The organism is Halomonas colorata, assembly GCF_014897985.1.
Taxonomy (GTDB): domain Bacteria; phylum Pseudomonadota; class Gammaproteobacteria; order Pseudomonadales; family Halomonadaceae; genus Vreelandella; species Vreelandella colorata.
This window is the reverse complement of the sequence record NZ_JABUZA010000001.1, coordinates 76417-97759: the sequence shown is the minus strand read 5'-3', so window position 1 is coordinate 97759 and position 21343 is coordinate 76417. Positions and strand designations below refer to the sequence as shown.

Sequence of the window (21343 nt, the reverse complement as noted above, 5' to 3'; positions counted from 1 at the left end):
ATAGCAGGCGAAAGTGACTATATGGCTTATCAAAAACTCAGTTACGTTTAGCCGCTGAAGCAATGAAGCCAACTTATCCAACTCTATCCCATTGATTTGCCGCTAGGCAAAGTAAATATTTGCTGCCCATCGAATATTCTTGTTCCCTCACGTCTGACTATTTTCACCATCAGGCTGACGCCACAAATCTCACCTCCCCACCAAACCACTGCTGCTTCAACCCCCGCTGCTTTTCTAGCAGAAGCGTCAGGTAATCGCGCAGTGGATGGGCAACTGGCAGCGCAGCAAGGTGTTTGCGTAGCCTGCGCTGATAAGGAAACTGTTCCGCAGGCACATGCAATGGCGTGGCATTTTGGGTGAGCCATTCGATGGTGGGCAGGAGTAAGTGGGTGGCGTTGCTGTCAAGCGCTAGTGTGACGCCTTTTATATCGAAATCACCAGCGTAGATATGTGTTCGGCGGGTTTTGTGCCAAGCCTCAGCGAGTAAGGCAAAGCCGCCGCCGTAGTGGCTATCGCCGCGGTAGACGACCAGCGGGTTGGCATAGCCGCTTAGTGCTGGTAGTTCCGGCGAGAACTCATAGAAGCTGTCCAGGTTTTCGACCTGAATCAGGGCGCTGAATGCGCTCAGCTTTAGCGTCTGTAAATCCACATCGCGAATAGCTCGTGGTTCGATGGCAAGCCCTGCTATTGGCTGTGGGGGAAAGCTTACGAGTACCCGCCGTGCGCGGGGGCTTTCTCGGGTGGCTTTATCTTCTTCTACGCCCTCTTTTGCCTGGGCGCTACTGGTCAGGCCGCTGAGTGAGCGGCCTAGCGGCGCTATGCGGGCGCTATCTAATACATCGTTTATCTGTGCGAGCAAGGCGGAGTCAAAGCGCAGCGTTTTACTGTTAATTCGCGTGGCCAGGTCAATATCGTGCTGGTGGCACCAGGCGACCACGTCGTTTACCCATTGACCGCGGGGCTTCTCCACCGTGGGCTGGCGGAGCAGTTCGCGGGCCACACCGTTTAGCCCATTGCGGGCGCGGCTGGGTAGGTTCATACGGCCAGCTGTAGTTCAACGTCGTGGATCAGACGCAGGTGATTGAAGGCACTCGCCTGGGTCTCCTGCTGTTTAAGGCGAAACGCGCGCTGGTCGTTGCGCGGCAGGCCCTGGTACTCGGCAATCACCTGGAACAGCCAGATTTCATCGGGCCATTCGAGCGGGCTTTCGTGTAGGTATTTAAGGGCGCTGACCGGCTCCGCCTGGGGCTGGTCAATCACGCTTAAATAGAAGTGTTCAACATCCTGCTTGAGTGCCTGTTGGCGAGCGGCGGCCAGGCTGCTCTCTTGCGCTTGGGCAGGTGCGGCGGCTTCCACCGTTTGCGTGGTGTGGCGCGGCTGAGGCAGTTGATGCAGCAGGTCGGCGAGTACCTGGCACTCCAGATTGCGGTCTAGCGCTGGGGCGGCCGCGGCGTTTAGCGGGGCGGCTTGGTTGACCAGCGCGGGTACCTCGCTGCGCCGGGCATAGTTGCCGGGCACAAAGCCTGGGTGCTCGCGCATAAACGCGGCCATGCCGCTGATCAGGCGGCTGCGCGCCTGCTGCTTGCGAAAGCGCGCCATTAGCTCAATCAAGCGACGCTGCACCTCGCGCAGGCCGGTGTAGTGGTGGCTTAACTGCTGTTGAAGCTGGCTGATCAATAGCTTGCGCAGGCTGCCGTCGCTACCTACCAGCTCTATCAACTCGTCAAAGTTAATCAGTGCCAGGCCATCCAGAAGCCTGGCGATCTGTTTCTGGGCGCGGTCGTTTTCGCGGATTTTATCGTTGAGCTGGCTGACAAAACCAAAGTCGCTATTCAGCCGCTGCCATAAGCTGTCGATGGCATCGGCAAAGCGCCCGTTCAAGTCGTCAACTTCTTGGCGCAGGCGCATTAGCTGCTGTTCCAGCCGCCAGTGCTCGCCCCGGCTGCGCGCCTCGCGGTAGCTGTGTACCAATGAGCGAATCAACTCCAGGGTTTCTGCCACATCAGCGTTTACATGGCGGCGGGTCTCGTCGGCGAGCATTTCGGCGATCAGTTCGCGCACCTTGGGCGAAAGCTTCACACCGCTCTGCTCGTCCGGGCGCCACAGAATGCGCGCTGCCAGCAGCTTGCGTAGCGCGCTATCGCTGAGTGATTCCAGCGGCACTTCATCACGGGTGTAGGCCTGCATCAGCGCTTCAGAATGCTTACCCAATAGCGCCAAGCGCTCAGCGCCTGTTTTGAGCAGACGACTCTCCAGCTCGTTCACAAGAGGGCCTCCTGTGTGCCCTCTTCTCCTTCGGCATCAATCGGCAGGTTCTCTTCATCGCGGATAAAGCGCACCAGGTCCACCAGGTAGTCGATCTTGCCGGTGACCACGAATACCTGACGCTCTGAATGCGGCTGAAGCAGGTAGCCGTGCTCTTTCAGGCGCTTGAAGACCTGCTTTACCTGGGCATCTAGCTGGTCACTTTGCGAGCCAAAAAAGCTGTCGGTGGCCAGGCGTTCCAGGCGCTCGCGCAGGCTTTGGTTGTCTTCACACTTGGCGCTGAATTCGGCCGGTTTGAGCACATCGCCGGGGGCCGCCAGGGTATCGCGGCCCAGCGCTTCTTGAACCAGCTGCAGCCATTCCAGCAGCGGCAGCAGGCTGTTGAGCGTCTCACCCAGTTGGCGCGAGAGCTGATCCCGAGCGCTGTCATTGAGCTGTCGCCAGGCCAGAAAATACACGCTGCCCTCTTCGTTGCTTGCCAGCCGCCGGTTAAGTGGGCGCAGGTAGGTGTCGATCTCCTCGCGGGTTTCTGCGTTGCTCAAGTGGCGATAGCCGGTCTCATCGCTCACCGGGCAGACAAACTCCCCGGCCAGCAATCGCTCAAGCAGTGGGCCATGTTCGATCATACCGTCACCTCCTGCTGACGTTCCTGGAGCCGCTCGGCCAGGCGGCTTAGGCGCGGTTCAATACGTTTTAACACCCGCTTATTGGCGTTAGCGCTATCGCGGTCAATCAGGTAGCGATTGGCAAACAGCAGCAACACGTCGGACTCGGGGTTAGGGAACGCGCCGACGATGTGAATGCGGTTGCTGTCACAGGCGTCGAACAGTTTTTCGACGTTGTGATAGGCCAGCGTGCCAATCTCATCGATGGGCCAATGGATAGCGATTTCTGCATCGCCGCGCAGCAGGCGGGTAAACGCCAGCAGGAACTTGCACAGAATCAGATAGGCCATGCCGTGGCTGGAGGACTCCAGCAGCTGGCGGTCGTTCTTGATCACCAGGTCCGTGCCGCCTTCGTTTAAGTGCAGCTCCAAACGCAGCAGGCTTTCAAAGCTGTACTGCTGGTCGCTGCGCAGCAAGTCGACCACGTCCGCCAGGGTGTTCAGGTAGTCGTCGCTGGGCAGTGTCTGGCCGGATTCGCGCCACTCTTTATAGCGCTGAGCGAACAGCTTCAGCGGCTCCCAGAAGCCCAGCTCATCGATGGTGGACTGAATACGCACTTCGGCTTTGGTGATGCCTTCCAGGCGCAGGTCGTCGGCGACTTCTTCCGAAAGCCGACGGCTCTGGGCGCTGATGCGGCGGTTCAAATCGCGGAATACGGTAAAGAACTTATCCAGGTCGTCGCTCAGGTTGCGGCCTTCCTGAATCAACTGCTGCTGTTGGTCTTCGAGCAGTTTGAGCATGTCGCGCAGTAGCGGCAGCTGTAGGCGCGGGTTGTCGCTTTGCAGCTTGCTGCGCTCGCTCTCTAGCGCTTCGGCAAAGCCGCTGCTGGCGTCCTTGATCAGTTGGCTTTCAACCTCCAGGCAGCCACGGCGCAGCTGTTCGATCAACTGGTGGCGATTGCCCAGCGCCTGGCGGGCGCGCTCAATGCGCTCGTCTACATCGCCAAGCGGTGCCGCCGGGGCCTGGCCGTCGGGCTCAATGGCGAGGCCTTCCAACTGTGTCAGCAGAGGCTTTAAGGCTTCCAGGCTGGCGTGTTCACTCTCGCGCTGCGTTTTAAGCGTACTTACTGTGCTTTGGTGGGTTTTGCGCGCGGCCTGAAAGTCGTTTTTCAAGCGCTCTTTATCGCGCTGAAGCTGCTGTTCAGTTTGCTCCAGCTCGGCCTCTTGGGTGACCAGCTGCGGCTTATGCTGCCCCCACTCCACGCGCATAAAGCGGGTGTATTCGGTAAGTTCATCCTGACGGGCGGCGGTAACGCGGATGCGCTCCTCCTGGCTTGCCAGCCGCGCCTTGGTATCTTTTAGCTTGGCGGGGTCAACGCCCTGTTCGGCCAGTTCCTGGCTGAAGGCCTCTTCCAGCTCCGCCCGTTGGCGCTGGTGTTCTGCGTTGGCGTCGCTTAACTGCTGCTTATACTGGCGCAGCTGAGCATCCAGGCTGTCCAGCTGGCTTTGGCCATCGGCTTTTAGCTCTAACAACTGGCTTTGATGGGTTTCACCCAGCGCGTTAAGGGCTTGCTGTTTTTCTTCACGCAGCTCGGTTTGTGTTTGTTCCAAGCGAGCTAACGCGGTTTGATGGGTGGCGCGACGCTTCTGTTGATGCTTGGCGTGGCGCTCTTGCTGCTGGCGGCGCGCCTCAAGGGCAAACTCAACTTCCTGCTCGGCACGCTTATGGGCCATACGGCCTTGGTCTTGAGCTTCATCGGCTTTTTGGACGCGCTCGTTGTGTTGTTTAAGCGCTTTCTCGGCCGCTTGGCACTCTGCCTGCACGCGCCGTTTGGCGCTATCCGCTTCTTCAATGGCGGCGAGCAGCGTGGCTTCGTCCTGGGCGTAGTCGGGCAAGGCAATGGCCGAGAGATCCAGCGCCAGCCCAAACAGGTCGTCGCTGCCGCCGTCGGCTAGTTGAGGTGCTAAATCGCGCCGCTCCAACAGCTCCGGGGCAATGACTTTGCCTAACTGCTGCTCCCAACCGGGGCGGTGATAGCGCAGAAAATGGCGCAGGCTGCCTTGCTCGGGGTCACGCTGCTGGTAGAGCGCGTAGCTGCGCTGTTCGGCGCGCTCAAGCTGTTGGCGAAGCTGAACCAGTTGCTGCTCGGCGTCGTCCCGGGCGCGGCGGTTGCTTTCAAACTCGCGGCGCAGGCCATCTAGCGTCGCGGCCGATGCGTTACGCTCCTGCTGGGCTTGATCCAGACGCGCCTGGGCAAGCTCAGCATCAGCAGTTTCTTCGGCGGTTTGTGTTGAAAGTGAGAGCTGGGCTTTTAGCTCGGCCAACTGCTCAACGCCCAATTCAAGCTGCGCCTGATACTCGCCTTCCAGGCGCTGACGCTCCTGCTGGTAGCGTTCATTAAGCCGCTGCTCGGCTTCCCACTGCTGTTCACGGCGCAGGGCTTTCTCTTCCACCAGGGCGTCGATCAGTTCCTGGGCTTCGCCGGTCTGGCGGGCCAGCGCCTCGGAAAGTTCGCGCAGGCGCCCATCAAGCCGCGCCTGGCTCTCTTTTACCGCATCCTGCATGACGTTCAGGTGGGCACGCAGCTGATCGCGCTGCTCACGCCATTGGGGCAGCGCATTGATATCGCGCTCCAGGGCGGGCATGTCCGCCTCGAAATAGTGCTCGTACTGGGTTTGCAGATCATTGAGGCGGCGCTGGGTCTGCTGTAAATCGCTGACCACTTCGCTGTGGCGATCGTTGAGTTCGTCCCGCGCCTGGGCGTAATCGCTTTCCCGCTGCTGAAAATCGCGCTGATGGCGGGCAAGCTCGGCGTCCACATCGGCCATGTGCCGCTCGGCCTGCTGGCGGTCATCTTCAAGCTGGGGCTTAAGCTGCCAGAGGGTGGCATCCAAATGGGCAAGCTCTCGATCAATCCCGGCAAGCCGGGCGAGCGACGCCTGCAATGGTTCCAGGCGCATGGATTGGCGCATCTGGGCAATCCATTCACGCGCCTTGGTGTTACGAATCCGCGTGACCGGCAGCTCAACGCCATCCTCTTCGAAAATCGCTGCCAGCATGGTTTTGAGGGTATCCATCTTGCCCTCTTTGGCATGCACCGCCGAGACCAGCTTTTCAATATGGCGAATGCGCCGCTCGGGTTTGACCAGACTGAACTGCGCGGCGATCTGGCGCAGCTTGAGGCCATCGCGGCTATTGCCGTGCAGCTGGGTAAAGTCGTTCTGGATAACCGAGCGGAATTCAGACGTAGCACCGAGCTTGGGCGATACCGGCGTGCCGCTTCGGCGCAGGCCACTGGCCCACTGGGTGTAGTCGAGTGCGGCCACGCCCGCCTCGCTCTCCACCAGATAATCTTCCGGCCGATAGGGCCCACCCACAAAGCGATACTCCACCCCGCCTTCGGCTTTGCGGGTCAGCACCGCTTGGCAGATGTTGCCAGCCTCGCGGCGGTATTCATACACCAAGTAGCTATTGCGATGCGGCAGGTAAAACGCATCAAACTTCATGCGCGTTTTGGGCACCACCTTATTGGGTAGTTCGCCGTAAAACACCGGCACCAGGCGCTGAAGCGTGGTTTTACCCGAAGCATTGGTGCCGCAAATATTGGTGTGGCCGTCCACACTGAGTTCAACCACGCCTTCCAGGTGGCCGTGAATCATCACGATGCGTAGCAGGTGGGCCATGCCGTGTCCTTGATCGATAGAAATTCGAAAGCGACTATCTTGCCAGACACCTGAATGGCTTGTCCTACTCTTCTCACACGTTTAGCGGCGAGCGTTGCTGTGTGCCCAGCAATCCCTCAAAGAAACTTACCGCATTAGCCTCTAATCCTTCTAGGTAGTAGCCGCCCTCCTGTACTACCAGCGTGGGTAGATTCAACCCCGCCATCCGGCGGCCAAGCTCTGCAAACCCTGGAGTGGAGACGGCTACTTTGGCCTGTGGATCGCGCTCGTAAATATCAAACCCCAGCGCCAATACGATCGCGTCAGGCTCAAACAGCCGAATGGCTTGGCAGGCTTCGTCCAAGCGCTCAAAAAATACCGACTCCTTTGATCCATGGGGCATCGGCAAATTGAGGTTATAGCCCAACCCGGCACCCTCGCCGCGTTCGCTCTCAAAGCCGGTGACTGCCGGGTAGAAGTTGGTGGTATCGCCGTGGATCGAGATATACATCACATCGTCACGCGCATAGAAAATCTCCTGAATGCCCTGGCCGTGGTGCATGTCTGGGTCGAGCACGACGATACGCGCAAAGCGCGAGGTAAGATGCTGGGCCGTAATGGCCGCATTGTTGAGGAAGCAGAAGCCACCCGCCGAGTCGATGCCTGCATGATGGCCGGGCGGGCGCGATAGCGCATAGGCAAACCGCTCGCCCGTTAATAACGCCTCGGCACCGGCGACCGCGCTTTGGGCGGACCAGTAGGCGGATTGCCAGGTATCGCGGCCTATTGGCGCGCTGCCGTCTGCCAAGTAGCGCGCGGCCTCCGCCAAAATACCGCGTAGGGCGTTAGGCGAGCGGACGAAGATGTTAGAGATCACCTCTTCGCCCCAGTCTTCTCCCAGAGCGCGCCATCGGGAATAGGCGCTCTCCAGGAAGCGAAGATAAGCCAGCGAGTGCACGGCTCTCAGCGGCGCCACGCCATAATCCACCGGTGGCTGCACATCAAACCCCAGCCGTTTGGCCGCCGCTAGCAGGTGCATAGTGCGCTCAGGCACCTCCTGGGGCGTACGCATTTTCCCCCGCGAGAAGTAGGTCTGCGGATGATGAAGTGCTTGTTCGACGTGGTAAAACGTCTTCATCGTTGACTCTCCTAGCTCCCTGGCTCTCCTGGCTCCCCGACGCCGCGCACCACGAACTTTCGTGCTACACCGATATGGTAATCAATTGCCTCCCGGCAGGCCGCGGGGCTGCCGCTTGCCAGCGCTTCAAGCAGTTTGAAATGGCTGGTGGCAATAGTGTCCGGCGCGTCATGGGTTTTGGTAATCAAGGCGATACACAGGCGCAGCTCGTGGGTTAACCCATCAAATGCCTTTAGCAAACGCTCATTGCCTGCGTAGTGCAGCATTAAGCGATGAAACTGCAGATCTTCCTCGATTCGGCGCGTCTCATCATTGCCAAGAGCGGCTTCACACAATACCTCTACCTGCTGCTCCAGGGCGCGCTGGGCTTCAACGCTATAGCGCTCGGCGAGGTGTTCAATAGCGTGACGTTCAAGGCACAGGCGTAGATCGAAGACATCTTCAAATTCAACGGCGTTCAACGCCCTGACAAAGAAGCCACGGCGTGGTTTGGAGATCAAAAGCCCTCGGCTTTCAAGCAGCCTGGCTGCTTCACGCACCGGGGCGCGGCTCACCCCTAAATCTTTGGAAAGCTGTACTTCCGAAAGGCGTTCACCAGGTAAAAAGTGTTGCTGAATAATCGCTTGGGTCAAATAGTCAGCAACTTGCTCGACCAGGTTCTGATGTTGAATAAAGGCCTTGGGAGCCACGTGTGATAAGGCCATCGACATTACTCATGAAAATTATTGCGTATTTCAGTATGACGCAAAAAAGCATTCTGTCGATGGACGACTGCCGACTGTCGACAGTTTTATAAACCGGTGCTATGGTCAAAAAAGCCACCAATAACCAACACAATCGGGCTTTAGCTCTTAGCTTAAGCAATACGACGCCTCGCTCGCCTAACGATAACGTAAATTTAATTACGTCCTAATAACCGAGGAGCAGGAACAATGAAACACCCTTTGGCTTTGGCAATTTCCGCTGCAGCACTCGCGTTTACGACCACCGCACTAGCCGACGACCCTAAACAGGGCGGCATCGTTAATACCATCGTTCAGCCAGAGCCGCCTGGTTTGGTATTGGGCATGATTCAAAATGCCCCCACCCGGGTCGTGGCCGGTAATATTTATGAAGGCCTGCTGCGCTACACCACCGACTTGGAACCAATCCCCCAATTGGCCGAATCCTGGGATGTCAGCGACGATGGCCGCACTTATACGTTCCACCTGCGCGACAATGTTACCTGGCATGACGGTGAGCCGTTCACCGCTGACGACGTCGTCTTCTCTGCCGATGTTTTCCACCGCGAACTAAACCCCAGTGCGCGGGCTGTTTTGCAGCACGTGGAAAGCATTGAAGCTACCGATGAGCATACGGTGGTGTTTACCCTGGCCGAGCCTTTTGGCCCGTTCCTGCTCTCTTTTGAAGCGGGCACCTTCACCATGGTGCCGGAACACCTTTACGCAGGCACCGACTTCCGCAACAACGAACATAACGACCACCCTATCGGCACAGGCCCGTTTAAGTTTGCCAACTGGGAGCGCGGTACGGTGATTGAGCTGGTTAAAAACGACGACTATTACGAGGAAGGCCTGCCCTACCTTGATGGCGTCAACTGGCACATCATTCCTGACGGCGGTTCACGTGCGGTGGCGTTTGAAAACGGTACGATTGATGTGCTGCCCAGCGGCACAGTTGAAAACTTCGATATTCCGCGCTTATCCGAAATGGATAACGTTTGTGTCACCGAAGAGGGCCATGAGTACTTCAGCCCCTACTCCATGCTCTGGATGAACAACCGCGAAGGCCCCACGGCCGATAAACGCTTCCGCCAGGCGGTGATGTACGCCATGGACCGGGAGTTTGCCCGGAATGTTTTGTGGAATGGTTTAGGCAAGGTGCCTCTGTCGTCGTTCGGCTCTAATGCTCGTTTCCAGGATGACTCGCTGGAACCTTACGACTATAACCCCGAGCGCGCCCGTGAGCTGCTGGAGGAAATGGGTTACGACGGCGAAGAAGTCACTATCCTGCCGCTGCCTTACGGCGAAACCTGGACCCGCTGGGCCGAAGCCGTGCAACAAAACCTGCGTGAAGTAGGCATTAATGTCAGCACGCAAGCCACTGACGTTGGCGGTTGGAACCAGCGCCTGGGGGACTGGGATTACGATCTCGCCTTTACCTACCTGTACCAGTACGGCGATCCGGCACTCGGCATTTCGCGCACCTACCTTTCCGACAATATCGCCAAAGGTTCACCCTGGAATAACGTGGAAGGGTATGAAAATGAGCGCGTTGATGAGCTATTCAACGAAGCCGCTACCGCCTACCCAGACGAAGAACGCGAAGCGCTCTATAAAGAAGTGCAAGAGATCCTGCATGAGGATGTGCCCGTTGGCTGGCTGATGGAACTGGGCTTTCCGACCCTCTACCGCTGTGATGTGAAAGATCTCGTCAACTCTAGCGTAGGGCTGAACGAAGGCTTCAGGGATGCCTGGCTAGACCGCTAAGCCAAGCCCGCCCAGGTAGCGCAAGCTGCCTGGGCGCTCGATTGCTGTCAGGGAAATGCTCATGCTTTATGCCCGCTTAATTATCATGCGGCTTTTCAAAGCCGTGATAGTGCTGTTCTTGATCGTTATTCTTAATTTTCTGCTCATTCAGCTGGCCCCTGGCGACCCCGCTGCCATTCTGGCCGGTGAAGCGGGCGCCGCCGATCAGGAGTTCCTCAACCAGCTGCGCGAGCGCTTCGGGCTCGACCAGCCCATGTACGTTCAGCTGTGGCGCTATGTCTCGGGTATCGCGATGCTCGATTTCGGCTACTCGTATCGGCTTGGCGTGCCGGTTTTTGATCTGATCATGGCGCGGCTACCTGCCACTTTACTGCTCACCGGCACGGCTTTTCTGATCTCGCTGGTATTGGGCATTATCGCGGGCTCGATGGCCGCGGCGCGGGTTAAAAAACCCTCTGGCTCGATCATTATGGCGCTGGCGCTGGTGTTCTACGCCACACCGCTGTTCTGGGTCGCGTTGATGTCGGTGCTGGTGTTTTCCGTCTATCTAGACTGGCTACCGGCCTACGGCTTTTATACGGTGGGCGCTGGCTACACCGGTTTTGCCTTGATTCTGGATGTCGCTAAACATCTGATACTCCCCGCCACGACCCTTGCGCTGTTCTTTATGGCGATCTATACCCGCATGACTCGTACGTCCATGCTGGACGCCGCTCAGCAGGACTACGTTAAAACCGCCCGGGCGAAGGGCTTGAAAACGGGGATTATCCAGCGTCGCCACGTGCTGCGTAATGCGCTGCTGCCCATTATCACTCTGGCAGGCTTGCAGGCGGGGCAAATGGTGGGCGGTGCGATTCTGACGGAAACCGTGTTTGCCTGGCCAGGCATCGGCCGGCTGATGTTCGAGGCGCTTCAACAGCGTGACTACAACCTGCTATTAGGCATTTTCTTCTTCTCGGCCGCCCTGGTCATCGTCTTCAATATTATTACCGACCTGGTGTACCGCTTGGCTGATCCGCGTATCAAGGGGGCCTCATGAGCTTTTTCGCACGCTTTGCGCAGAACCGTGGCGCCCTGGTGGGGCTGATTATCCTGCTGATGATTATCGCTATGGCGATTCTTGCCCCGCTGCTGTTTCCTGAATCGCCCTGGCGCATGGTGCAACGCCCTTTCCTGCCGCCCTTATCTCAGGATGGTTTCCCGCTAGGCACTGATACCATGGGCCGCAACGTGGCCGCAGGCCTGATGCATGGCGCCTGGGTATCGCTGCTGATTGGCCTGGTATCCACCAGCGTGGCGCTGTTGATTGGCGTACCGCTAGGCGCCATTGCAGGCTATTACGGCGGGTTGATTGATGACATTCTAATGCGCTTCACCGAGTTCTTTCAGACCATTCCCAACTTTGCCCTGGCCATTGTGCTGGTCGCCATTATGCAGCCCAGCGTTACCTCTATAGTGCTTGCCATCGCTCTGGTGAGCTGGCCCCCCGTGGCTCGTCTGGTGCGCGCTGAATTTATGTCGCTGCGCCATCGCGAATATGTAGAAGCGGCCCGCCTGGTAGGGCAAACCAACAGCACCATCATATTGCGCCAAATCCTGCCCAATACGCTTTCCCCGATTATTGTGCTGGCATCGCTGATGGTGGCCACCGCCATTTTGCTGGAATCCTCTCTATCGTTTCTTGGGTTGGGCGATCCTAACGTCATGTCCTGGGGTTATATGATTGGGGCGGCGCGCACCGTGATTCGTCAAGCATGGTGGCTAAGCTTCTTCCCCGGCGTGGCCATTCTGCTGACCGTACTGGCGCTTAACCTAGTGGGCGAAGGCTTGGACGATGCCTTAAACCCCAAACTTTCCCGCGAGCGCTAGGAGCTTTTTATGTCTGATACAGCGACACAGACCGTACTAAGTATCCGTCAGCTTAGCGTGGCACTCCCCAAGGGCGCCGACCGGGCTCTCGCGGTTGAAGACGTCAGTTACGACGTTAAGCGCGGCGAAATCATGTGCGTAGTGGGTGAGTCTGGCTCGGGCAAATCCATGGCTGCCAATACGGTCATGGGGCTGCTGCCCAAGGGCGTTCGGCCCGTTCAGGGCGAGGCTATATTCGAGGGGCAGAATCTAATCACCTTGACCGAAAAGCAGCATCGGGCGCTGCGCGGGCTCAAGATCGGCATGATTTTTCAGGAGCCGATGACCGCGCTCAACCCGCTGATGCGCGTTGGGGCGCAAATTGCCGAGGTGTTCGAGGCCCACGGCAAGCTCACGCCTAAACAGCGCCAAGCCCGTGCTCTGGAGCTTTTAATTGAAGTGGGGATTCCCCAGCCCGAGAAAGCCATCCGCGCCTACCCTTTTGAGCTTTCCGGCGGGCAGCGTCAGCGGGTGGTTATTGCCATGGCGCTGGCGCTAGAGCCAGTGCTGTTGATTGCCGATGAGCCAACCACAGCGCTAGATGTCACCACACAGGCGCAGATTCTTGAGCTGATTCGCGATCTGCAACGCCGCCGGGGCATGGCGGTAATGTTTATCACCCACGATTTTGGCGTAGTGGCCGAGATAGCCAACCGTGTTTGCGTGATGCGCCACGGTCAGATTGTCGAAATCGGTGAAGCCAGCGAGGTGCTGGGTAATCCTCAGAACGAGTATACCCAAGCGCTGATTGCCGCAATTCCCAGCAATGCCGTACCGCCCCACCGAGAGGCGAACACCACTGCTCCGCTGCTCGACATCAAACGGCTTAATAAGGTCTTCCGCTCCCGCGGGGGGTGGTTTAAAGCGTCTCGTGAAGTGCGCGCGCTGGATGACGTTTCACTCACCCTGGCCCGGGGTGAAACGGTGGGCATTGTAGGCGAATCCGGCTCGGGTAAATCAACGCTTGGGCGCTGCGTGGTGCGATTGGAACACCCGGATGACGGCGAGCTACTGCTGGATGGTGTTAACCTATCGCAGCTTAAAGGCGATGCCCTGCGCCGTGAACGTCATCGGGTGCAGATGATTTTCCAGGACCCTTACGCCTCGCTTAACCCGCGTACTCGGGTGGGCATGGCGATTGCCCAGGGGCCGATCGCCAACGGTACGCCTAAAGCACAGGCCCTTAAGCAGGCAGGTGAGCTATTAGATATGGTCGGCCTGGGCGCCAGCGCCGTTGAACGCTACCCTCACGAGTTTTCCGGTGGTCAGCGCCAGCGGATAGGCATTGCACGCGCCTTGGCACTCAACCCCGAACTGATCGTTGCCGATGAGGCCGTCTCGGCGCTGGACGTATCGATCCAGGCACAAGTGCTGGAACTGCTTGAAGAACTCAAACAGAGACTGTCGCTATCGCTTTTGTTTATCACCCACGATTTACGTGTCGCCGCGCAGATTTGTGATCGTATCGTAGTGATGCAGCATGGCCGTATTGTTGAGCAGGGAAGCGCCGAGCAGATATTTTTACACCCTCGCGAGGCCTATACTCGCTCGCTGCTGGAGGCGATTCCCGGCCGAGGCGCACCGGTTGCCGCGACCGCGTAGCAGAAAGACCCATTAATTTTTAAGGATGATCAGTGCTAATAAGCCTAGAAACACTGCGCAACATAGTGGGCGCTGCCCATGTGATCACCGGCGATGATGTGACCAATCGCCAGGAAGACTGGATGACCGGTGCGCTTTGCCACGCAGGCGCCATTGTACGCCCCGCCGATACCGACCAGTTGGCGGCCGTCATGCGCGCCTGCTTTGAACTCAAGCAGCCCGTTGTTACTCACGGCGGGCTCACCGGTTTGGTACACGGCGCTGAAACCACCCCTGATGAGCTGGTGATCTCGCTTGAACGCATGACCGCCATTGAGGAGATAGACCGAGTTGGCGGCACGCTGACGGTACAGGCTGGCGCCCCGCTGCAACGGGTACAGGAAGCGGCAAGCGAGGCAGGACTGCAGTTCCCGCTGGACCTTGGCGCACGGGGCAGCTGTACCATCGGCGGCAATATTGCCACCAACGCTGGCGGTGTTCGGGTTATTCGCTACGGCATGATGCGCCAACAGGTGTTGGGTCTTGAAGCCGTAATGGCTGATGGCCGCGTGGTCAGCTCCATGAATCGCATGCTGAAAAACAACGCTGGATTTGATCTTAAGCAGCTGTTTATCGGCAGCGAAGGTACTCTGGGCATTGTGACCCGCGCCGTGTTGCGTTTGCAGCCGCCCATGCCGATTGAGCAAACGGCACTGGTCGCCTGCCCGTCGTTTGATGCCCTTACCGAACTGCTCGGCCATATGGGTAAAACACTGGGCGGCAGCCTCGGTGCCTTTGAAGTCATGTGGCAGAACCACTATCGCCTGCTCACCGAGACAACAGGACGCCACACTCCCCCGATTTCTACTGACCACCCTTTTTACGTGATCATCGAAGGATTAGGCAGTGACGAAGCCCGCCTTGAAGCACAGTTTAGTGAAGCGTTGGAGCAGGCGCTGGAACGTGAACTGATCGTCGATGCCGTGATCGCCCAGTCAGCCACACAGCGCGCTGGCCTTTGGGCTATCCGTGAGGATATTGAAGGATTGGTCAAAGGATTAGCGCCGGTACTGACCTTTGATGTCAGCCTGCCGATTATCGATATGCAGCGCTACACCGATACGCTGGAAGCACAGTTGTTGCAGCGCTGGCCTGACGGCCGCCTGGTCGTGTTTGGCCATTTGGGCGATGGTAATCTGCATATCTCTATCAGCGTCGGTAGCCATGACCCTGACGTGCGCCGCGCCGTCGAAGCGCTGGTGTATGAACCGCTTCAGGCTTTGGGCGGGTCCGTTTCAGCGGAACACGGTATTGGGATTGAAAAACGCGCCTGGCTTAGCACCTGCCGGACCAGCGCTGAAATTGACCTGATGCAGACGCTCAAACAGGCGCTTGACCCCCACTGCCTGCTGAATCGCGGTAAAGTACTTACATAAAGCACTTAAATAAAGTTCTTAGATAAAGTTCTTAAATAAAGCACTTAAATAAAGTTCTTAGATAAAGTTCTTAAATAAAGCACCTCAAGAAAAGTCTTGGCGTAATCATTAGTACTGTTTTTAGAAACTGTTTTTAGGATATCAACATGCCTCGCTACCCCGAGCACCTTACCGGTGAAGGCCCGGTTAACCCCTTTCCGGGTATTAAAGTACTCGAACGTCGCCTTGGCCGAGAGATCCCGCATCAGTTGGGGTCCAACGAAGGCCTGGATATGCCCCACCGGGCGCTGCGCGAGCATTTTGGTGATGCCCTGGCTAAACACGTTTACGGCTACGGCGATGCCGAAGCCCTGGGCGTACGCCAACGGCTGAGCGCGCAGCAGGGCATTCTCCTTGATCATATGCTGGTGGATGCCGGGGCTGACAGCCTGATTGCACTGGCCGTGCGCACGACCTGTGAACCCGGCGCCACGGTCGTGTGTACGGCGGGCACTTACCCCACCTTTGGCTATTTTGCCAAGGGGCAAGGCTGTCGGCTGGTTGAACCTAGCTACCATGAGGCGCCGGGCGTGTTGGCGCCTGACCTGGAAGCATTGGCCACAGCGGCGCATCAGGAAAACGCGCGCCTGGTGTATCTTGCTAATCCGGATAACCCCAGCGGCCATCTGCATAGCGATAGCGCAATTCTCAAACTGCGCGAGGCGCTGCCGGACACCTGCTGGCTACTGTTGGATGAAGCGTATGGGGATTTTCGTGATGATGCGGGGAGCGAGTTTGCGGCCCAAGCACTGCCCGGCGTAATTCGCCTGCGCACGCTCTCAAAAGCCCACGGCTTAGCGGGGCTGCGCATTGGCTATGCGATCGCCGAACCTGCCGTACTTACCATGATGATGAAGGTACGTATTCACTATGCAGTGTCGACACTGACCCTGGCCGCCGCCGAAGTAGTGCTCGACCACCCTGAAGAAGTGAATCAGCACGTCGCTGATGTAAAAGCGCGCCGCGAGCAGTTGGCCGAGCACTTTCGCGCTTTAGGCGCCGATGTGCTGCCGAGTGCCACCAACTTTATCGGCATCCGCCTACCCAGCGCTGACATCGCCGCGACGGTACATCAGCAACTGCTGGCAGAAGGCATTCTGGTTGCACGCCTGGCACACCCAGAACTTGCCAACGTAATACGCATTACCGCCGTGGCGGATGCTCTGACACCTGGGCGGCTGAAGATTCTTGAACAGGCCATTAAACAGCAGGCCTGACCCGCTTAGACCTGCCTAACACCCCGGCTTAAGCCGGGGTCAACCAATGCCTGAACTCCTCCAGCTCACCGCGCACTGCCTGGCGATATAGACGCTGCAGCTGGGCCGTCACGCTGTCTTGGCTAATCGGTTCACTGGCGGGCGGCGCGCCTGCGCGACTACCTATCCGGCGCCCATCAAGCTCTCTAAGTGGGAGTATTTCCGCAGCGGTGCCGGTTAAAAAAGCCTCATCGGCGGTATACAGCTCATCGCGGGTAATTCTGCGTTCACGCACTTCAATACCCAGCATCTGTTGCGCTAGCTGAATCACGCTATCCCGGGTAATTCCCTGCAGGCACGACGTCACCTCGGGCGTGTGCAGTACGCCGTCGCGCAGCAGGAAGACGTTAGCCGCCGAGGCTTCGGCTACATAGCCCTCGGGGTCAAGCATGATGGTTTCATCAAAACCGGCTTTCACGGCGGTATTGAGCGCCAGCATTGAGTTGACGTAGTGGCCGCTGGTCTTGGCGCGGCACAGGCTGATATTGACATGATGGCGTGCCCAGGAAGACGTTAGCGCACGCAGCCCGTGGGTAGCGGCATGGGGCGAAATATATGGGCCTAAATCCCAGGCGGCCACCATCACATGGGTGGTCAGTCCCTGGGCGCGAAGCCCCAGGCCTTCTGCGCCTAAAAACACGGTGGGTTTCAAGTAGGCATTGCTCAAGCCGTTTTTACTCAGGCACTCGCGCTGGGCGGTGATTATTTCCGCTTCGCTAAACGGCAGTGGGACATCCAGCGCATGGGCGCTTTCCGCCAGGCGGCGCGTGTGTTCTGCCACCCGAAAAAGATGCGTACCGGTAGCGCCAGCGTAGGCGCGCACACCTTCAAAACAGCCCATGCCGTAATGTAGGGTATGGGTAAACAAATGCACCTTGGCGTCGCGCCATTCGCTCCATTCACCGTCCTGCCAAATCCAGCCGTCGCGATCATAAAGCGGTGTCATGCATGTTCTCCCATTGTTGGCGCCAGCCATCGATCAGAACCTGCTGGTGCGGCTGCAAGGCCTGATAGCCCCAGGCAGCGATTTCATCATTCTGCGGGTCGGGTACGCCAAGCGCGCTGCCCGCCAGAGTTTGGATAACGGCATGGCCGCATAGCGGAACGTAGCCTTCTGAATAGCCGCCCTCGTGCACAAACACGAGCTTGCCTGCGCAGCAGCGCTCAGCCAGCGCTTTAAGCTGAGCCGTCATGCGTGCGAAAGCGGCGCTGTTGAGCAGCATTTTGCCCAGCGGGTCCTTGGCGCAGGCGTCATAGCCACAGGCCACTACGATCAAATCCGGCGCGAAGGCTTCAAGCGCTGGCAGAATAAGCCTTTCCATCGCGTATTCATAAGCCCCCAGGCCACAGCCGGGAGGCAGTGGCAGGTTGAGGTTGGTACCCACACCGGCCTCTTCGCCCTGCTCCGCAAAGTGCCCGGTTTCCAGCGGATAATTCGCCGCCTGATGCACCGAGACAGTCAACACGTCCGGCTCGGCGTAAAACGCTGCCTGCTGGCCATTGCCGTGATGAACATCCCAGTCAAGAATTGCCACCCGCTTCGCCTGGCCCAGAGCACGCGCGCGCATGACTGCGACAGGAATATTGCCTAACAGACAAAACCCCCGCCCCTGATCTGCTTCCGCGTGATGCCCCGGCGGGCGGCACAGGGCATAGGCATTGTTGACCTGCCCCAGCGCCACGGCTTCTACCGCCGCGATAGCCAGCCCCGCCGAGTGTCGGGCGGCCGCCCAACTGCCCGGCATAAACGGGGCACAGTCGCCGCCGTTACCGCCCTGCGCCTGGTCGCCTGTCTGTAGCGCCTCTAAATAACGCGGGGTGTGAAAACGCAGCAGGTCATCCAGGCTGGCCGCCACCGGTTTGACCACATGGAGTTCGTCGATCAAACCGCTGACTTCCAGAATGTTTTTAAGCCGCCGCTTGCTTTCGGGGCTTTCCGATGCGGCCTGGGGCTGCAAGAACTCGCCGGGGGCAGAAAACACCCCAATCGCGCCCTGGTCATGCCAAAAGCAGCGCTCATGCCAGTAAAAGCCAGTCGTGCTCATGACGCAAAGCCCTGCATAAAGGCAGCCAGGTTGGCGCTGAGATGCTCGGTCGGATAGCCACCTTCCTGAATAATCACCGTGGGCAGCGCCAGCGCCGCCAAACGCTTGCCGACCTCAATAAACGCGTCGGTCTCCACCTTCAGCCCGGCTAGCGGGTCATCCTTATGGGCATCCAGACCTAGCGCGACGACCACGGCTTCGGGCTCATAGCGCTGCAGGTGATCAATCAAGACGGCGAGTGCATCTAGATACACCTCGCCATCGCTGCCCACCGGCAGGGGCAGGTTAACGTTGGCATCGACACCCTCATCGCTGCCCTCTTCATCGGCACCGCCCCAGAAAAATGGATAGAAGTCGCTGGGGTCGGCGTGTAGCGAGCCGGTCCACACATCGCTTCTTGAGTAAAAAATATCCTGGGTACCGTTACCATGGTGGAGATCCACATCAATGATGGCCACTTTGGCATAGCGTTCGCGCAGTACGGTGGCGGCAAGCCCTGCATTGTTTAGTAGACAAAACCCACCGGCACGTTCAGGCCCTGCATGATGGCCCGGCGGGCGACACAGCGCATAGGCGCTGGGCGCGCCATTCAGGACTTCTTCTGCCGCGGCTTCAGCGGTAGCTGCCGAGGCCAGCGCCCCACGAAAGCTGGTCGCGCTGAGCGGGCAGGCCATATCGTGCAAATGCCACCCGGCTTGGCCGATCGGGTGACGTGGGTAGTGATGGCCGCCGCCGCAAGGATGAATATTGGGGGCGACAAACGCTGCGGCATTGGGGAGTTCCTGCCAGCGTGTGTAGATAGTGTCAAGAAACTGCAGATAGCACGGCGTATGGATCTGCTCCAAACGCTTGCGCAGCGTGGGCGAATCGGCCTCTAAAGGTTCGCTCAGCGTAAGTCCCACGCTTGCCAGGCCCTGGGTAAGCAGCTCGGCGCGCACCGGGCCTTCCGGTGAAGGCGCAGGCTGACCGCGCAGCAGAAAGGTCGGCGGCGCGTGGTAGGCCTGATCGGGGTGGTAAAAGCATTTCATAATGAGTTCGCAATCCTTGGCAGCCCGTTAGAGTAAAGAAGGAATCCAGGTGGATAGCGCTGGAAAAGCGGCAAGCAGCACGATCACCACAATAAACGATACGTAAAACGGCAGTGACGCCACAATAGCCCGCTCATAGGGCACTTCGGCTATGCGCGCAGCAGTCATCAGGGTCATGCCGACCGGCGGCGTCACGTTGGAGATATTGAGTACCACAATCATTAGAATGGCGAAGTGCAGTGGGTCAAAACCTAACTGCAGCATGGCAGGTACCAACACCGGAGCAATCACTACCAGCGCGGGCAGCACATCCATTACCGTACCAATTATTAAGAGTAGCAGGCAGACCAGCATCAGCTGCACAAAGGCGACATCGCTAAAGGTAGTAATCATGCTGGCAGCGTCTCGGGCAATCCCCGAGCGGGTGACGAACCAGCCCAGCACGGCGGAGGTCGCGAGTAGAAAAAACACCACGCCGGAGAAGCGCACCGTGGTCACCAGGGCGTCCCATATCTTGCGCCAGGTAAGATTGCGGTAAAACACCACGCCAATCACGATGGCATACACCGCCGCAAAGCCAGAGGCTTCGGTAATTGTGGTGAGTCCCGAAAGAATGCCGCCCAGAATAATCAGCGGCACCACCATCGCCGGTAGCGCGACCAGCAGCGCCATTATCGCGGCCTTAAAGGGGGTGGGCGCCTGTTTAGGGTAGCCGCGTTTCCAGGCCAGGAAAAAGCTCACCCCCAGTAGCGCCAACGCCATCAATAGGCCGGGGATAATACCGCCCGCAAACAGGTCGATCACCGATATATCGCGCAGCAGCGTGGCGTAAACCACCATGACCACACTAGGTGGAATGATCGGCCCAATAATCGATGAGCAGGCGGTAACCGCGGCGGCATACTCAGCGTCGTAGCCCTGTTTCTTCATCTCGGGGATCATGATTTTGCCGATGGCGACGGTATCGGTCACGGCCGCGCCCGTCAGGCCTGCAAAAAACACCGAAACCGAAATATTGACATGGGAAAGCGACCCACGCACCCGACCAAACAGCGCATTGTTAAACGCGATCAGCTTATGGGTTAGCCCGCCCTGGTTCATCAGCTCAGCGGTAAAGATAAAGTACGGCACGGCAATCAGCAGAAAGCCGGAAACGCCGGAGAACATACGGTCAGCAATAATCCCCAGCATGCGCTCGCCACCCAGCGCAAAGCCACCCGCCAGACCCGACATCGCCATGACCACCGCCACCGGCGCCCCAATAAACAACAGCAGTACGAAGACTAAAATTGCAGGGGTCATGAGCGGCTCTCCCCGTCATTGGTTTCAATGAGCTCATCAATCATGTCGCGCTCATCTATAAAGTGCTCCAACAAGGCAAAGCCGTGCACCAGGTGCAAGAGCATAATCACGCCGCTGATAGGCACCACGACGGCGGTGAACTTACTGGGAATGCGAATCTGATCGGAGACCATGTACACCTGGGTCGCGTTGGTGAAGTAACCCCAGCCATACCAGACCAACATCAGCGCAAACAGGCCGATAACGGCCAGACAAAACCCCGCCGCCGTCTGCACCATGATTTTGGGCAAACTACGTACCAGCAGCGTCATTGCCACGTGTTCGCCATAGCGCAGTGAGATGGTCATGGAGAGAAAACCTATCCACGGCAAAAACAGCCGCGCCAGCGAATATGTCCAGCTCAGCGTGCTGCCGGTGAATAGCTTGTAAACAAACGCGGTAAAAGAGATGCCCAGCATGGCGAGAATACAGCCAATGCACAGCACGATCGCCACCTGATTGACGCTATCACTTAGGCGGCGCAACGGGTGTAAAACGCCCATGATGATTCCTCACGCTGGGGCATACCCGCTCCCCAGCGTTTATCCGT

At 58.2% G+C, this 21343-nt stretch carries 17 protein-coding genes; 6 read left to right on the top strand and 11 right to left on the bottom strand.

What is annotated here, in order from left to right; genetic code table 11:
• Window positions 1-169: 169 nt before the first annotated feature.
• From INT33_RS00580 to INT33_RS00555, 6 genes are all read right to left on the bottom strand, one after another.
• Entirely contained in the window at window positions 170-1039 is an 870-nt protein-coding gene (locus INT33_RS00580) for a DUF7281 domain-containing protein (protein WP_193090898.1), read from the bottom strand.
• Complete coding sequence (locus tag INT33_RS00575; RefSeq protein ID WP_193090897.1) at window positions 1036-2265, bottom strand: hypothetical protein; 1230 nt, start codon at window positions 2263-2265, stop codon at window positions 1036-1038. Before INT33_RS00575 ends, INT33_RS00580 begins: the two co-directional genes overlap by 4 nt.
• A complete protein-coding gene (locus INT33_RS00570) occupies window positions 2262-2891 on the bottom strand; it encodes a hypothetical protein (protein ID WP_193090896.1) in 630 nt (209 codons plus the stop codon). Before INT33_RS00570 ends, INT33_RS00575 begins: the two co-directional genes overlap by 4 nt.
• Window positions 2888-6553, bottom strand: coding sequence for an ATP-binding protein (locus INT33_RS00565; RefSeq protein ID WP_193090895.1), 3666 nt, complete (start codon window positions 6551-6553; stop codon window positions 2888-2890). The genes INT33_RS00570 and INT33_RS00565 overlap by 4 nt, the downstream gene beginning before the upstream one ends.
• 73 nt (window positions 6554-6626) lie before the next feature.
• Window positions 6627-7670, bottom strand: coding sequence for a histone deacetylase family protein (locus INT33_RS00560; protein ID WP_193090894.1), 1044 nt, complete (start codon window positions 7668-7670; stop codon window positions 6627-6629).
• Between the two features lie 11 nt (window positions 7671-7681).
• A complete protein-coding gene (locus tag INT33_RS00555; protein ID WP_193090893.1) occupies window positions 7682-8374 on the bottom strand; it encodes a GntR family transcriptional regulator in 693 nt (230 codons plus the stop codon).
• Window positions 8375-8602: 228 nt separating this feature from the next.
• On the opposite strand from INT33_RS00555, the gene INT33_RS00550 reads away from it, so the two are divergent.
• The 6 genes from INT33_RS00550 (at window position 8603) to INT33_RS00525 (ending at window position 16340) form a co-directional block, all read left to right on the top strand.
• On the top strand, window positions 8603-10159 hold the full coding sequence (locus tag INT33_RS00550) for an ABC transporter substrate-binding protein (RefSeq protein WP_193090892.1): 1557 nt from the start codon (window positions 8603-8605) through the stop codon (window positions 10157-10159).
• A gap of 61 nt (window positions 10160-10220) precedes the next feature.
• The gene (locus INT33_RS00545) at window positions 10221-11198 is read left to right on the top strand and encodes an ABC transporter permease (protein WP_193090891.1); all 978 of its coding nucleotides are present in this window, start codon (window positions 10221-10223) and stop codon (window positions 11196-11198) included.
• Window positions 11195-12028, top strand: coding sequence for an ABC transporter permease (locus tag INT33_RS00540; protein ID WP_193090890.1), 834 nt, complete (start codon window positions 11195-11197; stop codon window positions 12026-12028). Before INT33_RS00545 ends, INT33_RS00540 begins: the two co-directional genes overlap by 4 nt.
• Before the next feature lie 9 nt (window positions 12029-12037).
• Window positions 12038-13669 carry an ABC transporter ATP-binding protein gene (locus tag INT33_RS00535; RefSeq protein WP_193090889.1) on the top strand — a complete coding sequence of 544 codons (1632 nt, stop codon included), beginning with the start codon at window positions 12038-12040 and terminating at the stop codon, window positions 13667-13669.
• Window positions 13670-13701: 32 nt separating this feature from the next.
• Window positions 13702-15084, top strand: coding sequence for an FAD-binding oxidoreductase (locus INT33_RS00530; protein WP_193090888.1), 1383 nt, complete (start codon window positions 13702-13704; stop codon window positions 15082-15084).
• Window positions 15085-15230: 146 nt separating this feature from the next.
• Window positions 15231-16340 (top strand): pyridoxal phosphate-dependent aminotransferase, encoded by a 1110-nt coding sequence (locus INT33_RS00525; RefSeq protein ID WP_193090887.1) that lies wholly within the window; start codon window positions 15231-15233, stop codon window positions 16338-16340.
• Window positions 16341-16368: 28 nt separating this feature from the next.
• On the opposite strand, the gene INT33_RS00520 is transcribed toward INT33_RS00525, so the two are convergent.
• From INT33_RS00520 to INT33_RS00500, 5 genes are read right to left on the bottom strand one after another with little or no spacing between them, the layout of a single operon-like run.
• Window positions 16369-17325, bottom strand: coding sequence for a branched-chain amino acid transaminase (locus INT33_RS00520; RefSeq protein ID WP_193090886.1), 957 nt, complete (start codon window positions 17323-17325; stop codon window positions 16369-16371).
• Window positions 17309-18424, bottom strand: coding sequence for a class II histone deacetylase (locus INT33_RS00515; protein ID WP_193090885.1), 1116 nt, complete (start codon window positions 18422-18424; stop codon window positions 17309-17311). The genes INT33_RS00520 and INT33_RS00515 overlap by 17 nt, the downstream gene beginning before the upstream one ends.
• Window positions 18421-19452 (bottom strand): histone deacetylase family protein, encoded by a 1032-nt coding sequence (locus tag INT33_RS00510; RefSeq protein WP_193090884.1) that lies wholly within the window; start codon window positions 19450-19452, stop codon window positions 18421-18423. Before INT33_RS00510 ends, INT33_RS00515 begins: the two co-directional genes overlap by 4 nt.
• Before the next feature lie 27 nt (window positions 19453-19479).
• Window positions 19480-20754, bottom strand: coding sequence for a TRAP transporter large permease (locus INT33_RS00505; RefSeq protein ID WP_018918112.1), 1275 nt, complete (start codon window positions 20752-20754; stop codon window positions 19480-19482).
• Window positions 20751-21296 (bottom strand): TRAP transporter small permease, encoded by a 546-nt coding sequence (locus tag INT33_RS00500; protein WP_193090883.1) that lies wholly within the window; start codon window positions 21294-21296, stop codon window positions 20751-20753. The genes INT33_RS00505 and INT33_RS00500 overlap by 4 nt, the downstream gene beginning before the upstream one ends.
• Between the last annotated feature and the right edge of the window lie 47 nt (window positions 21297-21343).

Excerpts from the sequence above, each read along its gene's own strand:
- INT33_RS00540 (WP_193090890.1), top strand. The coding sequence starts at position 11,195 with ATGAGCTTTTTCGCACGCTTTGCGCAGAACCGTGGCGCCCTGGTGGGG.
- INT33_RS00510 (WP_193090884.1), bottom strand. The coding sequence starts at position 19,452 with ATGAAATGCTTTTACCACCCCGATCAGGCCTACCACGCGCCGCCGACC.
- INT33_RS00500 (WP_193090883.1), bottom strand. The coding sequence starts at position 21,296 with ATGGGCGTTTTACACCCGTTGCGCCGCCTAAGTGATAGCGTCAATCAG.
- INT33_RS00580 (WP_193090898.1), bottom strand. The coding sequence starts at position 1,039 with ATGAACCTACCCAGCCGCGCCCGCAATGGGCTAAACGGTGTGGCCCGC.
- INT33_RS00515 (WP_193090885.1), bottom strand. The coding sequence starts at position 18,424 with ATGAGCACGACTGGCTTTTACTGGCATGAGCGCTGCTTTTGGCATGAC.
- INT33_RS00545 (WP_193090891.1), top strand. The coding sequence starts at position 10,221 with ATGCTTTATGCCCGCTTAATTATCATGCGGCTTTTCAAAGCCGTGATA.
- INT33_RS00555 (WP_193090893.1), bottom strand. The coding sequence starts at position 8,374 with ATGGCCTTATCACACGTGGCTCCCAAGGCCTTTATTCAACATCAGAAC.
- INT33_RS00505 (WP_018918112.1), bottom strand. The coding sequence starts at position 20,754 with ATGACCCCTGCAATTTTAGTCTTCGTACTGCTGTTGTTTATTGGGGCG.
- INT33_RS00560 (WP_193090894.1), bottom strand. The coding sequence starts at position 7,670 with ATGAAGACGTTTTACCACGTCGAACAAGCACTTCATCATCCGCAGACC.
- INT33_RS00550 (WP_193090892.1), top strand. The coding sequence starts at position 8,603 with ATGAAACACCCTTTGGCTTTGGCAATTTCCGCTGCAGCACTCGCGTTT.
- INT33_RS00525 (WP_193090887.1), top strand. The coding sequence starts at position 15,231 with ATGCCTCGCTACCCCGAGCACCTTACCGGTGAAGGCCCGGTTAACCCC.
- INT33_RS00520 (WP_193090886.1), bottom strand. The coding sequence starts at position 17,325 with ATGACACCGCTTTATGATCGCGACGGCTGGATTTGGCAGGACGGTGAA.
- INT33_RS00570 (WP_193090896.1), bottom strand. The coding sequence starts at position 2,891 with ATGATCGAACATGGCCCACTGCTTGAGCGATTGCTGGCCGGGGAGTTT.
- INT33_RS00565 (WP_193090895.1), bottom strand. The coding sequence starts at position 6,553 with ATGGCCCACCTGCTACGCATCGTGATGATTCACGGCCACCTGGAAGGC.
- INT33_RS00535 (WP_193090889.1), top strand. The coding sequence starts at position 12,038 with ATGTCTGATACAGCGACACAGACCGTACTAAGTATCCGTCAGCTTAGC.